Origin of the sequence: Streptococcus sp. (genome assembly GCF_030528045.1) — a bacterium.
In the GTDB taxonomy this organism is placed as follows: Bacteria; Bacillota; Bacilli; order Lactobacillales; family Streptococcaceae; genus Streptococcus.
Genome location: NZ_JAUMZR010000014.1, coordinates 23,188 through 41,138, shown reverse-complemented (window position 1 = coordinate 41,138; position 17,951 = coordinate 23,188). Strand labels below are relative to the sequence as shown.

Genomic DNA, 17,951 nt, shown 5'->3' with positions numbered 1-17,951 from the left:
GTTCGTCTCCTCTCGTGCTTAGTTATAGGTCACCCACTACAGTTGACATAGAGCCATAATAAAAGAGGCTCAAATCGAGCCTCTTCGTTTCATTCATTAGTTTGGATAGATGTATGTTACGTAACCTTCAGAAGTTGTAGTTGGGTTGAACCATCCACGTTTGTTACCGATTGTACGATCTCCACCATAGTTTGATTCTGATACTTGAATGCTAGTTGATGATGAAACTGCTGTAACAACCGCTACGTGTCCATATCCACCGTCATTCCAACATGCAATCGCACCAACTTGTGGAGTTGATCCAGTACGGAATCCTGCAGCTGCTGCACTTGTAGCCCACTGCGCTCCGTTACCCCAGTAATCTCCAACCCAAGGTGCTAATGTTTTAGCTCCCCAAGTACATTCTCCAGTTGGATAACTTGAAGCATTTGTACTGTATGTTGGACGCTGTCTTGTTGGAGTTGGAGCAGGTACTGGAGTGTAGCTTGAATCATCATCTGATGAAGAGCTTGAAGTTGCTTGCACTTGATCTGAAAGTGTTGTATTTCCAGAAGCAACAACTGATTGTTGTTGACTTGTTTGACGTGCTTTATAAGCCGCTTCTGCTTCAGCTGCTGCTTTTGCTTCTGCCTCTGCTGCTGCTTTTTGTTCCAATAAAGTAGCTTTATCACTTTCTGCAGTAGCTTTCTCTGCAGCAAGGTTTAACTCAGCAACTTTCAACTCTGCTTGTTTTGTTGTCAATGCTTGTGCATCGTCAGCAAGCGTTTGTTGGTTCGCAATGACAGTGTTGATTGCTTCATTATTTGCAACCTGTTTTTCAGCGATAGATTTCTTATCAGCTTTCTGTTGTTCCAACATTTTATTGTTAGCTGATACAATCTCGCTCATTGCTGCAACACGTGAAATAGCTTCTGTAATTGATTTTGAATTTACAATTGTATTGATGTAGCTAGTTGCTGCACCGTTAGTTTGTGCGCTACGTGCTTGTTTCTCCAAAGATTCATTACGAGCAACAATGTTCTTAGAGAGCTCTGTAATTTCTCCTTCAAGTTTTTTAGATTCAGCTTGTAGAGTTTCATTCTCAGCTTCCAAGTTCGTTTGTTGAGTTTGGATAGCTGTAACTTGCGTTTGGATTTCATCTACTTGTTTTTGAGCTTCTTTTTGTTGAGATGTCAAATTACTAATCTTACTATCTTGAGCAGCAATCTTTTCATCAGTTGTTTCAGCGTGGACAGTTGTCAATACCGCCGCTTGAGACACTAATACTGTACTTAATAAAAGTGACGCTAAGATTTTTTTCTTCATATTGTGTAGATACTCCTTCTATTTAAGACATTACTAGTATACCAAAAAAAGACATAATAAATATTACGCCTTTGTTACATTTTTATTTCTTTCTTATAGATAACATTTTTCAAAAATATATTGGAAAATAAGCATCCATAAAAAGTTTAAAATCATTGATGGGACAAGGCTGTAGACGATGAAAATTGGCATCGATTCTATTGTCAATCCCATAGCAAGAGCAAGGAGGTAGCTCCCCATATCAAATAGGAAACTCATCACAACTATTGTTAACATTCTTGTCCAACGGTTTAGCAAAATTACACTATTAAATTTATGGAGCGAAGCACCTATCAAGATAAATAGAAGTGTCGCAATTCCTATCAAGTGGAAAAAATAGATATCGTACACCAAACCCACTATACAGCAATAAGCTAGATAGAGATATTCTGAAACCTCAATTGTCTCAAACAAGAGAAATAAAAACAGAAAATGACTTGCTAAATGAAAGTGAGGGAAGAAGGATCCCGCTAATTGTCCAATATGTGCATCAATTAGTACGACAAAAGGGAGTAAAAAGAAAATACCAATTTGTTTTAACAGTCTCATTGCTAATTCCCCACTAACTCTACCACATGAAGATTTTTGGTGTCAGCACTTAACTTGACTGTTACTTCCTTTGTTAGATAATCACTGCTGTGTGTTGTAGCAACAACCTCTCCAACAGGGATATCCTTAACATTAAAGTTTCCGAGCCCCCCTGTAGTCACCTTGTCTCCCGCGCTAATGTCGCTGTTGCTGTTTAATTGACTAATTTTAAGCAGTTCAGACTCCTTATCATAACCAATGATAATCCCGTAAATTTCAGTATAACCATGCAGAATTTTAACAGAGATTTTGTCTGAATTTTCGGTGTTTGTCAATAGATTGACCGTTGTTGAATGATCCTCCACCTTTGAAACACTACCAATCAAACCCCCGTTTGCAATGGCCAACATATTTTCAGAAGCTCCTTTTGAACTTCCCACATCAATTGTCAACTCTTGTTTCCAAGATACTGGAGCTCGCATAATCACATCTGCTGCAATGGTTTTTGTAGCCTGCAATTTTGACTTCATATCCAGCAACTGACGTAGTTGTTCATTTTCATTTTTTAAACTTTCTGATTGATTAGACTCCACCTCTAGTTGATAGAGCTGTTTCTTTAGACTCTCATTTTCATTGTAAGTCTGCGTCAAATGTCCCAAATCCGATTTGAAAGTATCAAACCACTGAAAGGGTTTTTGAACAATTCTATCTACTAATGAAATCCCATCTCCTAGTTTCGTCACAATAGCGCTTGAATAGGTTGTCACTAATAGAACAGAAACTGCCAGAACTGTGACAAAAACGATAATTAGATATTTTGATTTTTTAAAACGGTTCATATTCCTACCTTTATACTAAAAACCTGCTACTGTGAGCTTCTTATCAATCCTACAAACCTGCTAAGATTTTAAGAAAAATAAGAAACATCCCAGTACCAAAATCACAAGAATTGCCAGTGTATCCTTTTGACTCCATCTCAACTGTCTATACTGACTTCTACCCTTTCCTCCTTGATAACCACGCGCTTCCATGGCTATTGCCAATGAATCTGCACGCTTTAAGCTCGTCGCAAAAAGAGGAATTAAAATTGGAATCATAGCCTTTGCCTTTTGCACGATGCTACCTTCGCCAAAGTCAACTCCACGGGCTTTTTGAGCATTCATAATTCTCGTCGTGTCATCCATCAAGGTTGGAACAAAACGCAAACTCATTGATAACATGAGACCAATTTCATGAACGGGAACTTTCACGCGTTTCAGAGGCGCAAAAAGAGCTTCAACTGCAGCTGCCAGGCTCAAAGGCATGGTCGTTAAGGTTAGCAAGGTTGAAAAGAAAATAATCAACACAAAACGACAGAAAATGATTCCTGCTTGTTGCAAAGCATAATCCGTTATTCTTATAAAAGAAAACTCAAATAGGACATTTCCACTTGAAATGAAAAAGAATTGAAAAAGAGTCGTAAAAGCAATCAGGAAGAACATGGATTTTAATCCCTGAACGAAAAATGAGAGGGAAACGCCTGACAAAGCGATAAATATACCTGTCGTTACAAACAGAATGACATTGGTGAGGGGATTATTGGCCCAAAATACAATCAAAATCAACAGGATCATAGCGAGCAATTTGCTACGGGGATCCAAGCGATGAATGATGGAATCCCCCGGTATATAACGCCCTAAAATCATACTATCCATTTAGCGACTCCTTAAACTCCTCTATCTTGATTGGCAGTTTTTTAAAAGCTACACCCCTATCTGCCAAACGTTTACAAAATGCTGTGATTTTAGGCACACCTAACTGCACCTTTTCCATAGAGGCTACATCTTGGAAAACATCACTCGGTTTACCACTTTTGACTAAACGCCCCTTTTCCATAACATAAACCTGATCAGCATACGTAGCTACATCATCCATCAAATGCGTTACTAGAACGATTGTCATTCCAGAAAGGTGGAGTTTTTTAAACAAGGTCATCAATTCTTTTCTGCCCAGAGGATCTAGCCCTGCTGTAGGCTCGTCCAAAACTAAGACAGTTGGCTCCATGGCTAGCATACCTGCTATAGCTACACGTCTCATCTGACCCCCCGAAAGTTCAAAGGGACTGCGCTCAAAGAGTGACTCATCAATGCCTACCAAGGCTAACTTTTCACGCGCAATTTTCTTAGCCTCTTCCTCAGAAACTCCAAAATTTTGCGGTCCAAATGCAACATCTTTCAAAACAGTCTCTTCGAAAATCTGATTTTCAGCAAATTGAAACACTAGACCAACTTGCTTTCGAATCTGACGAATTTCTTTATTGGTTGATGTAGGGGTAATGACGGTATCGAAAACTCGAACAGAACCCTTACTTGGTACCAATAGGCCATTTAAAAGCTGTAAAATCGTTGATTTCCCACTACCTGTGTGCCCTACTAAAGCTGTATAGGAACCATCCTCAATCGTCAAAGAAACATCAGTCAAGGCTGATGAAGATAGGGGAGTCCCCTCTTGATAAGTAAAGCTCACATTTTCTAGAGTAATTCCCATAGCTTGTCCTCTAGCTCTCCTTCTGTCAAATAGCCATCCGGCAACTGATAACCAGTCTCTCTCAAAGATTCTCTCAATTGATTAGTAAAAGGTTCATCCAACCCTATCTGGTCAAGGTCAGCCCGAGAAAAAAGTTCTCTTGGGCTGCTGGTTGACTCCACTTGGCCTTTTTTCATGACCAAGACACGGTCACTCATCGCAACTTCTTCCAAGTCATGTGTAATGGAGACGACTGTCATCTGATGGTCTTTTCGAATCTCTTGAACTGTCTGAATCAGTTCTCTTCGTCCCTCGGGGTCCAACATACTTGTAGCCTCATCTAGAATTAAAATAGCTGGCCTCAGGGCAACAACTCCTGCAATGGCCACACGTTGTTTTTGGCCACCAGATAAACGAGCTGGTTCTCTCTTCTTAAAGTCCAGCATCCCCACCAACTCCAAAGATTCAGTCACTCTCTTCTTCATTTCTTCACGAGGAAGTCCCTGATTTTCTAAACCAAAGGCGACATCATCTTCAACAGTTGCCCCCACAAATTGGTTATCTGGATTTTGAAAAACCATACCAATTTGACGGCGTAAGTCCCAAACGTTCTCAGAGGACAGCAATTGCCCATCTATCCAGATTTCCCCAGACTCTGCTTCAAGCAATCCATCAATCAAACGGATAGTTGTCGATTTTCCACTCCCATTATGACCTACAATCGACAGCCATTCTCCCCGTTTCACGTGAAACGAGACATTATTAACGTCATAATGATCCTGGTCTTCCTTATAACGAAAAGACAGATCTTTTACTTCAATAATCGATTTCATTTCGAACCAAATGTCCCTTTGAATACATGAGCGCTACCCTTGAAATAATCATAACCAGAGTAGATAGTGAAAAACAAAGCGATATGAAGCAACAACTGACCAATTAAATTCCAATGTAAGAGCAAAAAGATAATGGCAAACATCTGACTAAAGGTTTTGATTTTCCCTGGCATCGCCGCTGCTAGAACTATCCCTCCCGTCTCAACAAGCAACAAGCGCAAGCCTGTCACCGCAAGTTCACGACAGATGATAATAGCAACAACCCAAGCTGGAGCCATACCTAACTCAATCAACATGATAAAAGCTGACATAACCAACAGCTTATCGGCCATCGGATCAGCAAACTTTCCAAAGTTGCTGACTACATTCCATTTACGAGCAAGGTAACCATCAAGATAATCTGTTATACTAGCAACTGCAAAGATGATCGCTGCTAGCAAATGACTGCCTTGTGAATGGCCCAAAGTCAAAATAAGGATAAAGAGAGGTATAAAGAGAATTCTACCAATAGTTAATACATTAGGAATTTGTTCTTTTTTCATTGATTTTTCCTTAATCTGTAGTAAATGTAAGTGTTACAGTTCCAGTCTGAGTTGTCAGCTTCGAAGTATCAATCGTTTGATTGTCCACAGTCACAGTAACTCCCTTCACTACACCTAAAGTAATGGTAACGGGATTCTTAGTTGAAACTGTTGTTTTTGCATTCTTATTGTCTGCGGATAGTGTCACACCACCCTCCAGCTCACTTCCTGAAACACTTACCCAACAACTAGCTTCATCTGAAACTGCCAATTGAACAGTAGCGGTTTCCTTACTCGTTTTATACCGAGCTTCAATGCGGTTTCCTTCACCTAACACTGTAATAGTTGATTCCGTAGTAGAAGACGAGCTAGACGTCTGACTACTAGAAGATGAGCTAGATGAAGTTGTTGAACTAGTTGAGCTCACAACACTATAATTAGCTGAAGAAGGACTTGGCTGAGTTTGGATGTAGTTCCAAACATAGTAAGTGACAAAAATTAAAATTGACAAAGCAAATAGGACGAAATAAAACAAGGGGAGATAAGACGTTTTTTTCTTATTTGATCGTCTGCGACCAGACAAGTCTTCTTCATCGACATCTACCTCTTCATAAGTGATCATACTACCTGAATCATAAGCATCCAAAACAATTCTTTCATCTAACTCTACTGCCCAAGCATATTTTCTTAAAAAAGAACGAGCGTAGAAAGTACTAGGAAGTTGATCAAAATCATCTGCCTCCATAGCTTCTAGAAAATGCAACTGAATTTCAGTTTTTTCCTGTAATTCTTCCAGACTCAATCCCTGGTTAATTCTGGCTAAACGTAGAACCTCGCCAATTGTTTTTTTTCTCATACGTACCATTCCTTCTTTCTAATATTAGTCATCTTTTAAGCTGGAAAGATTGTAAAATCAACTAGATCACCATTATCAATCAAACGATGTCCAGCTTCTAGAACATCCTCCAAAGTAATTTCCTGTAAAATTTTCGGAAAATCAAAAATTGTTTCTCCTCGATCCATCGGATCGTATTGAGTTGCAATAAATTCCAAAGAGTTCATGCTACTGAAAAACTCACCAAATATCTCACTCTTAACAAGATCTAAATGCTCCTCGGTAATATCCGCATCACCACTAAACTGACGAATCGCTTTCCGAAATTGATGCGACAGAGAAACAGGCTCTTTGGTGTCCATTGTCAATATCACAAAATGAAAGCGACTATTGACCTCAACCTCAAGTGACAATGACGTGTCTAACTTCCCAGACTCATATAACCTTTGAAAACGATCAGAAGTCCAACCAAACATCATCGTAAATAGTAATTTCAATAAAATATTGTAACGATAAGACTCAGCTTCTGTTATTTGCCCATTACCTCTAATCGCAACAGCAAGTTTGGGTGAAGAAACTTCCATCCGAAGACTATCTGTTTGCTTCACAGGCTGCAAAAGGAGTTGCTCTTTTGAAACCGTAAACTGGTTTGAAATTTCCTTTCCCTTTTTCGAAAAGTATTCCTCAACAACTTTTACATCAATATTTCCAACTAAAAACAGTGACATATTGACAGGTTTGTAAAACTCTGTAAAGTTCTCTTTTAAATTTGAAACTTGAATCTCAGAAATTGATTTTTCACTTCCAACAATATCTGTTGCTAAAGGAGTATCAGGATAAAGGTTGGCTAATGTTGCAAAAAACAAACGCGAGTCTGGATCATCTTGGTACATTTCTCGTTCTTGATGGATAATAGCCTGTTCCCTCAAAACAGACTCTTCTGTAAAATGAACATCTCCGACTAACTCATCTAGCAAATCTAAATTCTTTAATAGATGGTCAATTGTTGAAAAAAGATAGCTGGTCTTAGTAAAGCTTGTAAAGGCATTACTATCCGCACCTAATCGAGTAAATGCAGCCATTATATCCTCAGAGTTTTCTCTTTCAAACAATTTATGTTCAAGAAAATGTGCAATTCCTGCTGGATGATGACGTAAACCTTTTTCCAAGCTTGTATAAGTTGCATCTACAGAACCAAATTGAACTGTTACAATCCCATAAACCTCATTGAAATCTTGTTTAGGGAGTAAAGAAACTGTCAATCCATTTGACAATTGTGTTTTGTAGACTGTTTCCTTTACAGCAGGATAGTATTTTTCTTCAAAAGTAACCTTTGTCATTCTACTCCTTCCATAAAGTAAATCGCTTGTAACTTCAAACTATTGGCAGCTTTACATACAGCTTCTTTATCAACACTCTCTAATTTTGCCACCAATCGATCCATATCAAAGCTTGGTTTTCCAAATAGAGCATTCAAATAGACTCTTTCAACTAGGGTCTGTTGATTATCTTGAGCCATCAACAAAGATCGTCGAATCATCTCCTTGGTTTGTTCAAGTTCAAAATCTGTAAAGTTACCCTTTTTCAGATCTAGCAATTGATGATTCATCATTTTTCTAGCCTGATTTCGATTTTCTCTATCGATACCCGCATACATCCTTAACAGACCACTAAACAAATCCAATTGACTAGAGACTGTATAAGCTATTCCAGCATTTTCACGAACGTTTGTAAAAAGTTTCGAATGTGCAAATTCACCCAACAAACCATTCATAACAAGAATGGGCAAATGCTCATCATCACCATATTTTACAGGAGAATGATACCCTAATTCCAAAATAGATTGCCCAACATTCCTCTGAACCATTCCTTTTCGTAGGACATTTGAATAAGATTGATGGTACTGGATAGTGACGCCGTTCTCTCTAGCTGTAAAGGGTAATGACTTCAGTGATTCTGTAATTTCTACTTCGTTGAAATCACCTAAGAAAAAGAAATCAATACGATCATTCTTCAGAGCATTTTGAAAGCACGTGTAGCTACTTTCTGGAGACTCATTTGAAATGCTATTTCGTAAATCACTGTATCTCAATTGAAGACGCTCATCATGGAAGAACAAGCTATCCAACTCCTTATGAGCAAAATAAAATGAATCATCCATGTCAGTAGCTAAACTAGCCAACAACTGTTTTCTTTCAATTTCAAATAAGGCTGGCTCAAAAGCACCATCTTGAACTAAGGGAGCAAATAAAGTCTGTTTCACCAATTCCAAAATTCGAGAAGTCAAGACATTCTTTTTACTTAAAAAATCATCCCTCACATAAGCAAATGTTAAATCAAGAATATGTGCCTGTCCCCTACGATAAGCACTTGTGGAAATATCTGTTCCATATAAACTTGCCAAGTATCTGCGAAATGCTTGTGATGTGGGATAAGCTTGATTTGCCGTCTCCAACATACTCGCACTTAACATGCGTCCTGCTATTGTCTCAAGAGATAAGGGAGCAGTAAAACGAATAGTGATTTTATTTGTTTTAAACTTTTTGGATTGAACAAAATGTGCTGAAATTCCAGGCACTAACTCCATACCTTACCTCCTTACATATAGAGTTCTATTATACCACGAAAATCAAAATTTTTCTTGTTCTCTTTATAGCTTTAAAGAGTAAAACCGTTTTCATTTCAGCTAACTTTCCTCCAGCTATTTCAGGGAAAATATGGTATAATACCAAAGATTGAGGTGAATTATGGAATACAAATTATTTGAAGAATTTATTACGCTCCAAGCCCTCCTAAAAGAACTTGGAATTATACAAAGCGGTGGTGCTATCAAATCCTTTTTAATGGATCATCAAGTTTACTTTAATGGTGAGTTAGAAAGTAGACGTGGAAAAAAAATCCGTATTGGAGATACGATTGACATTCCTGATTTAAAGATTGACATCACCTTGACACAACCAAGTTTAAAAGAGCAAGAAGAGTATCAAACAGATAAGATTGAGAAAGAGCGAATTGCTAAACTTGTCAAAGAGATGAATAAAGGTATCAAGAAAGAAAAACAAAAAACTTCTTCATCGCCTAAAACCAAACAAGTTCCACGTTTTCCAGGAAGATAACCATGTGGCTCCAACATTTAACAATTAAAACCTTTCGAAACTACAAAGAGGCAAAAATTGATTTCAATCCAAAATTAAATGTCTTCCTAGGTCAAAATGCACAAGGAAAAACCAATATTCTAGAAGCAATCTATTTCTTAGCCTTGACACGTAGTCATCGGACTCGTACAGATAAAAATCTCATTCATTTTGATAACGAGCAACTCCATCTTTCTGGCTTGCTACAGAAGAAAACAAGCTCTATCCCTCTAGAAATTGATTTAACACCAAAAGGGCGTGTGACTAAGGTCAATCACTTAAAACAAGCGCGCCTATCAGACTACATTGGACATATGAATGTTGTCCTCTTCGCACCTGAAGATCTCCAGCTAATTAAAGGAGCGCCTTCTGTCCGTCGAAAGTTTATAGACATTGAACTGGGACAAATAAAACCAATCTACTTGTCAGACTTGTCAAACTACAACCATATACTCAAGCAGAGAAATACCTACCTAAAATCCAGCCAGAAGATTGACGAAACATTTCTGTCAGTCTTAGATGATCAGTTAGTAGAGTATGGTTGTCGCGTTATAAAGCATCGGATAAAATTCATTAAAGACTTAGAGAAATTTGGTCAAAAAAAACACTTAGAAATTTCAAATAAATTAGAAGAGTTGTCAATATTTTATCAATCATCTGTCAACTTCACTGATGAAGAACAGCTAACACGTTCTTTTAAAATTGCTTTGGAGAAAAGCAGATCCAGAGACTTATTTAAAAAGAATACTGGAGTTGGCCCTCATCGAGATGATATTTCTTTTTATATCAATGGTATGGATGCTAGTTTTGGAAGCCAAGGTCAACATCGTAGTCTAGTACTTTCTATCAAACTAGCAGAGATTGAGCTAATGGAAAGTATTACAAACGAGCCTCCGATACTACTGCTTGATGATGTTATGAGCGAACTTGACAATACACGGCAACTAAAATTACTAGAAACCATTTCTCAATCTATCCAAACCTTTATTACAACAACAAGTTTAGACCACTTACAAAACTTGCCAGAAAACCTTAGTATTTTCAATATTCAAAACGGTAAAATTTCTGTAAATCAAAATTGACAATACTGTAAACAAAAAGAACTCCTGAAAATCAGGAGTTCTTTTTTACTTCCTACATAGAGTAGTTTGGTGCTTCATTAGTAATTTGTACATCATGAGGATGACTTTCTTTTAGACCAGCCCCAGACATTTCAATAAATTGAGCGTTGTCGTGTAATTCTTTAAGGTTAGCTGCACCACAGTAACCCATACCAGAGCGAATACCACCAATCATTTGGAAGACAATATCAGCTGCTGCGCCTTTATAGGCAACACGTCCTTCAATTCCTTCTGGAACAAGTTTGTTTGCTTCATTGACAGAACCTTGGAAGTAACGGTCACTTGAACCTTTCTTCATTGCAGCGATTGATCCCATACCACGGTAGGTCTTAAACTTACGTCCTTGGAAGATTTCCGTTTCACCTGGTGCTTCGTCTGTTCCAGCAAACATTGATCCAAGCATAACCGCATTTCCACCTGCAGCAAGGGCTTTTACAATATCTCCAGAATACTTGATTCCACCATCAGCAATGATTGTTTTTCCATATTCACGCGCAACTGCTGCTGCATCATAGATTGCTGTCACTTGTGGGACACCAACCCCTGCAATCACACGAGTGGTACAGATAGAACCTGGTCCAATACCGACTTTGACAACATCTACACCTGCATCATAAAGAGCACGCGCACCTTCTGCAGTGGCAATATTACCCGCAATCAAAGTGCGGTCTGGGAAGTGAGCACGAATTTCAGCAATTTTACGTAGAACACCAGCAGAGTGACCATGGGCAGTATCAATAACAATTGCGTCAGCTCCTGCTTCAAAAAGAGCCTCTGCACGTTCAAATGTATCTGAAGTGACACCTACCGCACCAGCAACAAGAAGACGACCAAACTCATCTTTAGCAGCATTTGGAAACTCAATAACTTTTTCAATATCTTTAATAGTAATCAAGCCAGAAAGACGACCTTCTTCATCAACCAAAGGAAGTTTTTCAATACGGTGTTCTTGAAGAATGCTTTCAGCTGTTGCAAGATCTGTACCAACAGGAGCAGTAACAAGATTTTCACTGGTCATATGGTTTGAGATTGGCTGATTGTGATCTGAAATAAAGCGAAGATCTCGGTTTGTTAGAATACCAACCAATTTACGATTTTCAAGTGTTTCCACAACTGGAACACCACTGATACGGTAACGTCCCATCAGTTCATCTGCTTCAGCAATAGTGTGTTCTGGAGTCAAGAAGAATGGATCAATAATAACACCATTTTCAGAACGTTTTACCTTACGAACTTCATCTGCCTGTTGCGCAATAGACATATTTTTATGGATTACTCCAAGACCACCTGCACGAGCAATGGCAATAGCCATTTGACTTTCTGTGACTGTATCCATGGCGGCTGTTATAATTGGGATATTTAAAGTCAGATTATCTGCCAATTTTGTTGTTAAATCTGCATCATTAGGCAACACATGACTTTCTGCTGGAATGAGCAATACATCATCAAAGGTAAAACCTTTTTTTAAAAATTTAGTATCCCAATTAGACATTGAAGTTTCCTCTTTTCTTTCTTTTTGAGCTTGACTCTTTTTGTATTGTATCTATCATACCATTCTATGAAAATTTGTCAATTATATTTATGGTAGAAATCATAAAAAAACTATCCCTGTGATCCTATGGAAGAGATAGTTTTACGATTCATATTTTATCTATTATTTAAAATAATTTAGTCCCATTGCTCCCTTAACTTCAGATAGAGTTTGCCCCGCAACCTCACGCGCTTTCTCACTACCTTTTTGAAGCATATTGTACACTTCTCCCATATCCTTAGCAAATTCGATACGGCGCTCACGAATAGGGCCAAGTTCCCGTTCTAATATTTCAAGTAGATAACGTTTCGTCTTTACATCACCAAGACCACCACGTTGGTAGTTTTCTTTCATATCTGCAATGTCTTGAGCATCTTCTGGACGACCAAACACATCTAGATAATGGAAAACCATATTTCCTTCAATCTTACCTGGATCCTCAACCCGAATATGGTCTGGATCAGTATACATGCTCATGACTTTTTTACGCAACGTATCCGCATCATCAGCTAGATAAATACCATTATTAAGGGATTTAGACATTTTAGCATTTCCATCTAAACCAGGCAAACGTCCTGCTCTCTCATTTTCTGGATAAATACCTTCCGGCTCCACCAAGACCTCACAATTATAAGCATGATTAAAGGAACGAACAATCTCACGAGTTTGCTCAATCATTGGTTTCTGATCTGTCCCAACAGGAACATAATTAGCCTTGAAGGCAGTAATATCTGCTGCTTGCGCAATCGGATAAACCAAAAATCCTGTCGGAATACTTTCTCCAAACCCTTTTTGAGCAATCTCTGTTTTTACTGTCGGATTCCGTTCTAAACGAGCTAGTGACACCAAATTCATATAGTACATAGATAATTCAGCCAACTCTGGAATCTGGCTTTGAATAAAGATAGTTGATTTACTTGGATCTAATCCAACTGCTAGGTAATCTAAGGCAACATTCCCAATCGATTCTACAATCGTTTGAGGGTCTTTGGCGTGATCTGTCAATGCTTGTTGGTCCGCCAAAAAAACAAACATGTCATACTTGTCTTCTTCCTGCAATAATACTCTATTTTTAAGACTCCCAACATAATGTCCAATATGCAGTTTTCCTGTTGGGCGATCTCCTGTTAAAATAATGGGTTTCGTCATTTTTTTCTCCTTCGAAATGGTCTCTTCAATTATAGCATTTTTTTGTTAAAATAACAGAAAATTATTTAAATCAAACAACTAACTCATTGTAAACAAACCTGTAAACTTAATTGACACAAAATTGACAAACAAAAATTTGAATATTTCTCTCTTTTCTAGTAGAATAAATGTATTACATATTATAGGAGAAAAACATTGCTTACAGTATCTGATGTTTCACTACTTTTTAGTGATCGCAAACTTTTTGATGATGTCAATATCAAATTTACAGAAGGAAATACATATGGATTAATTGGTGCTAATGGTGCTGGGAAGTCTACATTCTTAAAAATCTTAGCTGGTGATATCGAGCCAACAACTGGTCACATCTCTCTTGGTCCAGATGAACGTCTCTCTGTTCTCCGTCAAAATCATTTTGACTATGAAGATGAGCGAGTTATTGATGTCGTCATTATGGGAAATGAAAAACTTTACAACATCATGAAAGAAAAAGATGCCATTTACATGAAAGAAGATTTTTCCGATGAAGATGGGGTTCGTGCAGCCGAACTCGAAGGTGAATTTGCTGAACTTGGAGGTTGGGAAGCAGAAAGTGAAGCGTCTCAACTACTTCAAAACCTAAACATTCCAGAAGAATTGCACTATCAAAACATGAGCGAATTGGCCAATGGTGAAAAAGTGAAGGTTCTCCTTGCCAAAGCACTTTTTGGCAAACCAGATGTTCTTCTCTTGGACGAGCCGACCAACGGGTTGGACATCCAATCTATTACTTGGCTAGAAGACTTCTTGATTGACTTTGATAACACCGTTATCGTAGTATCCCATGACCGTCACTTCTTAAACAAAGTGTGTACTCATATGGCCGACCTTGACTTTGGAAAAATCAAACTCTATGTCGGAAACTACGACTTCTGGAAGGAATCTTCTGACCTTGCTGCTAAATTGCTAGCAGACCGTAATGCCAAGGCAGAAGAAAAAATTAAGCAATTGCAAGAATTCGTTGCTCGATTCTCTGCTAATGCTTCTAAATCAAGACAAGCAACATCTCGTAAAAAAATGCTTGACAAGATTGAACTAGAAGAAATTGTGCCATCTAGTCGTAAATATCCATTTATCAACTTTAAAGCAGAACGTGAGATTGGTAATGATCTCTTGACAGTAGAAAATCTAACTGTAAAGATTGATGGTGAAACTATTCTAGACAATATTAGTTTCATCTTGCGTCCAGGTGATAAGACAGCTCTTATTGGACAAAATGACATCCAAACGACTGCATTAATTCGTGCAATTATGGGTGACATCGACTATGAAGGAACTGTCAAGTGGGGAGTTACTACTAGCCGTTCTTACTTGCCAAAAGACAACTCGGCTGATTTTGCAGGAGGAGAGTCAATCCTTGACTGGTTGCGTCAATTTGCAAGTAAAGAAGAAGATGACAATACCTTCCTACGTGGTTTCCTTGGTCGTATGCTCTTCTCTGGTGATGAGGTTAATAAACCTGTAAACGTCTTGTCAGGGGGAGAAAAAGTACGTGTCATGCTTTCAAAACTCATGCTCTTGAAATCAAATGTCCTTGTACTTGATGATCCAACAAATCACTTGGACTTGGAATCTATCTCAAGCTTGAACGATGGATTGAAAAACTTTAAAGAATCAATCATCTTTGCCAGTCATGACCACGAGTTTATCCAAACTTTGGCAAACCATATCATTGTTTTGTCTAAGAATGGCGTCATTGATCGTATCGATGAAACCTATGATGAATTCCTAGAAAATGCAGAAGTACAAGCAAAAGTTAAAGAACTTTGGAAAGATTAAATAAGACTTCAAAACTCAGTTGGGGTAACCAACTGAGTTTTCTATCATTCTACGAGGTAACATGAAATCATTTTTTAAAACATATTGGACCTATTTTGTTTCTTTCATCATTCCTTTAGTAATTATGACTGTAGTATACCTAACTCAAGGTATCTACTGGAATAGCGATGCATCTCCACTATTAGGAGACGGTTTCCATCAATACGTTATTTTTGATGTAGCTTTACGAAATATTTTACATGGAAATGGCAGTTTGTTTTACACCTTTACAAGTGGCCTCGGACTGAATTTCTATGCTCTATCTAGTTATTACTTGGGTAGTTTTCTTTCACCCCTGGTTTACTTTTTTAATCTGTCGAATATGCCAGATGCTGTCTATCTGACCACTCTCTTAAAATTTGGATTGATTGGTCTGTCAACCTTCTTTAGTCTAAATAGATTATTTAAAGATATCCCAAAATTTTTAAAACTTGCCTTATCTACTTCCTATGCTTTAATGAGCTTCACTGTCAGTCAGTTAGAGATTAAAACCTGGCTAGATGTTTTTATCTTGATTCCTTTAATTATAACTGGTTTACACCTACTTATAACACAAAAGAAGCGCCTACTATACTTTACAAGTTTGTCAATCTTATTTATTCAAAATTATTATTTTGGGTACATGACAGCATTGTTTCTTATTTTCTGGTATCTCTGCCAAATTTCTTGGGACTTTAAAACTCGAAAATCATCTTTTCTTGATTTTGTTGTTACCTCCTTTTTAGCTGGAATGGCTAGTTTGATTATGACTCTTCCTACACTGTTTGATTTACAAACTCATGGAGAGAAGTTGACTGCCATCACAAAATTAAAGACAGATAGTAGCTGGTATTTGGATATTTTTGCAAAACAATTCATTGGATCTTTTGATACAACTAAATATGGATCTATACCAATGATTTTTGTTGGATTGTTTCCCTTTATTTTAACCATTCTATTTTTCACAATAAAATCCATAAAGTTTCACGTGAAACTTACCTATGCAATTTTCTTTACTTTTTTAATAACAAGCTTTTACATAGAAGCACTTGATTTATTTTGGCAAGGGATGCATACCCCAAATATGTTTTTGCATCGCTATGCTTGGATTTTTTCCACTCTGTTAATTTATACTGCAGCAGAAGTCTTAAATCGTCTGAAAGAACTGAAGCTCTGGAATCTATTTGTCTCACTTTTTCTTGTACTAACAGGATTTTTGGCCACTGTCTATTTTAAATCACACTATTCTTTTTTAACTGATTTGAATATCCTACTCACTCTTGAATTTCTACTAGTTTATGCTCTTTTACTTCTTGCAATCATTAGAAAATTTATCTCTGTAAATCTATTTGCAATCCTTTTATCTTTATTTATAACAGCTGAGATAAGCTTAAATGCATCATCTCAAATGGAAGGAATAGCTAAAGAATGGGCCTTTGCTTCTCGTAGCGCCTATAATAGAGATATCACTGCTATGGAATCCATTCTAAACCAAATTGACAATCCATTTACACGTACTGAAAAACTGCAAATTCAGACTGGAAATGACAGTATGAAATTTAACTACAATGGAATCTCTCAATTCTCGTCTGTACGAAATCGTTCAGCTAGCACTAGTTTGGATAAACTGGGATTCAAATCCTCTGGAACCAACCTTAATCTCCGTTATGCAAATAACAGTCTTTTAGCAGACAGTTTATTTGGAATCCAGTACAATATTTCTGAAACTTCACTTGATAAGTATGGCTTTCAAGAGATTTATCAAAAGGATCATTTAACCTTATATAAAAATCAACTCTCTTTACCTATTGCCTTTGCCACTCAATCTATTTACAAAGATGTAAACTTTAACAATCACACTCTAGATAATCAGGCTTTATTTATAAACCAGCTCGCTAATCTCAACTTAGATTACTTCTCCCAAATAACATCTGATAAAACAGACACTTCAGATGGTTTAACCAGCATCACAGGTTCTGCGAATGAAGATGCAAAGATTGATTATCAAATTGAGGTTCCTCAAAATAGTCAAGTCTATCTCTCTTTTTCAAATCTTCATTTTACAAACGATAAGCAAAAGAAAGTTGACATCATTGTCAATGGAGAAAAGAAGACTTTTACAACTGACAATGCATTTAATTTCTTTAATTTGGGTTATACTGAAAAACAACAAACTTTCAATATCAGTGTTAGTTTCCCTGGAAATTCTCAGGTGTCATTTGAATCTCCAACCTTCTATCGTTTAGATACTCAGGCTCTTACTGAAGCAATCCAAAAGATAAAAGAACAACCTGTAGAAGTATCCACCTCTAAAAATAAAGTCTTTGCTACATATGAAGTAAAACAAGATACCTCTATTTTCTTCACTATTCCTTATGACAAAGGTTGGTCTGCATACCAAGATGGGAAAAAACTTGAAATCAAGCAGACTCAGACTGGTTTTATGAAAGTTGATGTTCCAAAAGGAAAAGACACCATTACACTTTCCTTTATCCCCAATGGTTTTGTTATTGGAGCAGCCTGCTCACTAACTGCCCTTCTTCTTCTTGGGATCTATAATCACAGACGAAATTTATCTAAGACAGAAAAAGATTGACCAATTTCTTGGCCAATC

General features: G+C 37.4%; 16 protein-coding genes. 4 read left to right on the top strand and 12 right to left on the bottom strand.

What is annotated here, in order from left to right; genetic code table 11:
- Positions 1-96 precede the first annotated feature (96 nt).
- The 10 genes from pcsB to Q4A91_RS04005 form a co-directional block, all read right to left on the bottom strand.
- Entirely contained in the window at positions 97-1,305 is a 1,209-nt protein-coding gene (gene pcsB / locus Q4A91_RS04050; protein ID WP_303207564.1) for a peptidoglycan hydrolase PcsB, read from the bottom strand.
- Between the two features lie 93 nt (positions 1,306-1,398).
- Positions 1,399-1,893 carry a rod shape-determining protein MreD gene (gene mreD / locus Q4A91_RS04045; RefSeq protein WP_303207563.1) on the bottom strand — a complete coding sequence of 165 codons (495 nt, stop codon included), beginning with the start codon at positions 1,891-1,893 and terminating at the stop codon, positions 1,399-1,401.
- A gap of 2 nt (positions 1,894-1,895) precedes the next feature.
- Positions 1,896-2,711: a rod shape-determining protein MreC gene (mreC, locus tag Q4A91_RS04040; RefSeq protein WP_303207561.1), complete on the bottom strand. Its 816-nt coding sequence runs from the start codon at positions 2,709-2,711 to the stop codon at positions 1,896-1,898.
- 60 nt (positions 2,712-2,771) lie between these two features.
- The gene (locus Q4A91_RS04035) at positions 2,772-3,566 is read right to left on the bottom strand and encodes an energy-coupling factor transporter transmembrane protein EcfT (RefSeq protein WP_303207560.1); all 795 of its coding nucleotides are present in this window, start codon (positions 3,564-3,566) and stop codon (positions 2,772-2,774) included.
- Positions 3,559-4,398 carry an energy-coupling factor transporter ATPase gene (locus tag Q4A91_RS04030; protein WP_000513212.1) on the bottom strand — a complete coding sequence of 280 codons (840 nt, stop codon included), beginning with the start codon at positions 4,396-4,398 and terminating at the stop codon, positions 3,559-3,561. Before Q4A91_RS04030 ends, Q4A91_RS04035 begins: the two co-directional genes overlap by 8 nt.
- The gene (locus Q4A91_RS04025) at positions 4,383-5,210 is read right to left on the bottom strand and encodes an energy-coupling factor ABC transporter ATP-binding protein (protein ID WP_303207557.1); all 828 of its coding nucleotides are present in this window, start codon (positions 5,208-5,210) and stop codon (positions 4,383-4,385) included. Before Q4A91_RS04025 ends, Q4A91_RS04030 begins: the two co-directional genes overlap by 16 nt.
- Positions 5,207-5,752 (bottom strand): CDP-diacylglycerol--glycerol-3-phosphate 3-phosphatidyltransferase, encoded by a 546-nt coding sequence (pgsA, locus tag Q4A91_RS04020; RefSeq protein ID WP_303207556.1) that lies wholly within the window; start codon positions 5,750-5,752, stop codon positions 5,207-5,209. The genes Q4A91_RS04025 and pgsA overlap by 4 nt, the downstream gene beginning before the upstream one ends.
- A gap of 10 nt (positions 5,753-5,762) precedes the next feature.
- Entirely contained in the window at positions 5,763-6,587 is an 825-nt protein-coding gene (gene rodZ, locus Q4A91_RS04015; RefSeq protein ID WP_303207555.1) for a cytoskeleton protein RodZ, read from the bottom strand.
- 35 nt (positions 6,588-6,622) lie between these two features.
- Positions 6,623-7,906: a pitrilysin family protein gene (locus tag Q4A91_RS04010; RefSeq protein WP_303207553.1), complete on the bottom strand. Its 1,284-nt coding sequence runs from the start codon at positions 7,904-7,906 to the stop codon at positions 6,623-6,625.
- Positions 7,903-9,153, bottom strand: a complete 1,251-nt coding sequence (locus Q4A91_RS04005) for a pitrilysin family protein (RefSeq protein ID WP_303207552.1) — start codon at positions 9,151-9,153, stop codon at positions 7,903-7,905. Before Q4A91_RS04005 ends, Q4A91_RS04010 begins: the two co-directional genes overlap by 4 nt.
- Before the next feature lie 160 nt (positions 9,154-9,313).
- Between Q4A91_RS04005 and yaaA the strand changes: the two genes are divergently transcribed.
- The gene (gene yaaA, locus Q4A91_RS04000; RefSeq protein WP_303207551.1) at positions 9,314-9,682 is read left to right on the top strand and encodes a S4 domain-containing protein YaaA; all 369 of its coding nucleotides are present in this window, start codon (positions 9,314-9,316) and stop codon (positions 9,680-9,682) included.
- Between the two features lie 2 nt (positions 9,683-9,684).
- Entirely contained in the window at positions 9,685-10,782 is a 1,098-nt protein-coding gene (gene recF / locus Q4A91_RS03995) for a DNA replication/repair protein RecF (protein ID WP_303207549.1), read from the top strand.
- A gap of 52 nt (positions 10,783-10,834) precedes the next feature.
- Here recF and guaB read toward each other — a convergent pair whose 3' ends face one another.
- Positions 10,835-12,313, bottom strand: coding sequence for an IMP dehydrogenase (gene guaB, locus Q4A91_RS03990; RefSeq protein WP_303207548.1), 1,479 nt, complete (start codon positions 12,311-12,313; stop codon positions 10,835-10,837).
- Between the two features lie 162 nt (positions 12,314-12,475).
- On the bottom strand, positions 12,476-13,501 hold the full coding sequence (gene trpS, locus Q4A91_RS03985; RefSeq protein WP_303207546.1) for a tryptophan--tRNA ligase: 1,026 nt from the start codon (positions 13,499-13,501) through the stop codon (positions 12,476-12,478).
- 195 nt (positions 13,502-13,696) lie between these two features.
- Here trpS and Q4A91_RS03980 point away from each other — a divergent pair, with 195 nt between their 5' ends.
- Both Q4A91_RS03980 and Q4A91_RS03975 read left to right on the top strand, forming a co-directional pair.
- Positions 13,697-15,319 (top strand): ATP-binding cassette domain-containing protein, encoded by a 1,623-nt coding sequence (locus tag Q4A91_RS03980; protein WP_303207544.1) that lies wholly within the window; start codon positions 13,697-13,699, stop codon positions 15,317-15,319.
- Between the two features lie 61 nt (positions 15,320-15,380).
- Entirely contained in the window at positions 15,381-17,933 is a 2,553-nt protein-coding gene (locus Q4A91_RS03975) for a YfhO family protein (protein ID WP_303207542.1), read from the top strand.
- The last annotated feature ends 18 nt before the right edge of the window (positions 17,934-17,951 follow it).

Coding starts and splice junctions, on each gene's coding strand:
- pcsB (WP_303207564.1), bottom strand. CDS start 1,305: ATGAAGAAAAAAATCTTAGCGTCACTTTTATTAAGTACAGTATTAGTG.
- mreD (WP_303207563.1), bottom strand. CDS start 1,893: ATGAGACTGTTAAAACAAATTGGTATTTTCTTTTTACTCCCTTTTGTC.
- mreC (WP_303207561.1), bottom strand. CDS start 2,711: ATGAACCGTTTTAAAAAATCAAAATATCTAATTATCGTTTTTGTCACA.
- Q4A91_RS04035 (WP_303207560.1), bottom strand. CDS start 3,566: ATGGATAGTATGATTTTAGGGCGTTATATACCGGGGGATTCCATCATT.
- Q4A91_RS04030 (WP_000513212.1), bottom strand. CDS start 4,398: ATGGGAATTACTCTAGAAAATGTGAGCTTTACTTATCAAGAGGGGACT.
- Q4A91_RS04025 (WP_303207557.1), bottom strand. CDS start 5,210: ATGAAATCGATTATTGAAGTAAAAGATCTGTCTTTTCGTTATAAGGAA.
- pgsA (WP_303207556.1), bottom strand. CDS start 5,752: ATGAAAAAAGAACAAATTCCTAATGTATTAACTATTGGTAGAATTCTC.
- rodZ (WP_303207555.1), bottom strand. CDS start 6,587: ATGAGAAAAAAAACAATTGGCGAGGTTCTACGTTTAGCCAGAATTAAC.
- Q4A91_RS04010 (WP_303207553.1), bottom strand. CDS start 7,906: ATGACAAAGGTTACTTTTGAAGAAAAATACTATCCTGCTGTAAAGGAA.
- Q4A91_RS04005 (WP_303207552.1), bottom strand. CDS start 9,153: ATGGAGTTAGTGCCTGGAATTTCAGCACATTTTGTTCAATCCAAAAAG.
- yaaA (WP_303207551.1), top strand. CDS start 9,314: ATGGAATACAAATTATTTGAAGAATTTATTACGCTCCAAGCCCTCCTA.
- recF (WP_303207549.1), top strand. CDS start 9,685: ATGTGGCTCCAACATTTAACAATTAAAACCTTTCGAAACTACAAAGAG.
- guaB (WP_303207548.1), bottom strand. CDS start 12,313: ATGTCTAATTGGGATACTAAATTTTTAAAAAAAGGTTTTACCTTTGAT.
- trpS (WP_303207546.1), bottom strand. CDS start 13,501: ATGACGAAACCCATTATTTTAACAGGAGATCGCCCAACAGGAAAACTG.
- Q4A91_RS03975 (WP_303207542.1), top strand. CDS start 15,381: ATGAAATCATTTTTTAAAACATATTGGACCTATTTTGTTTCTTTCATC.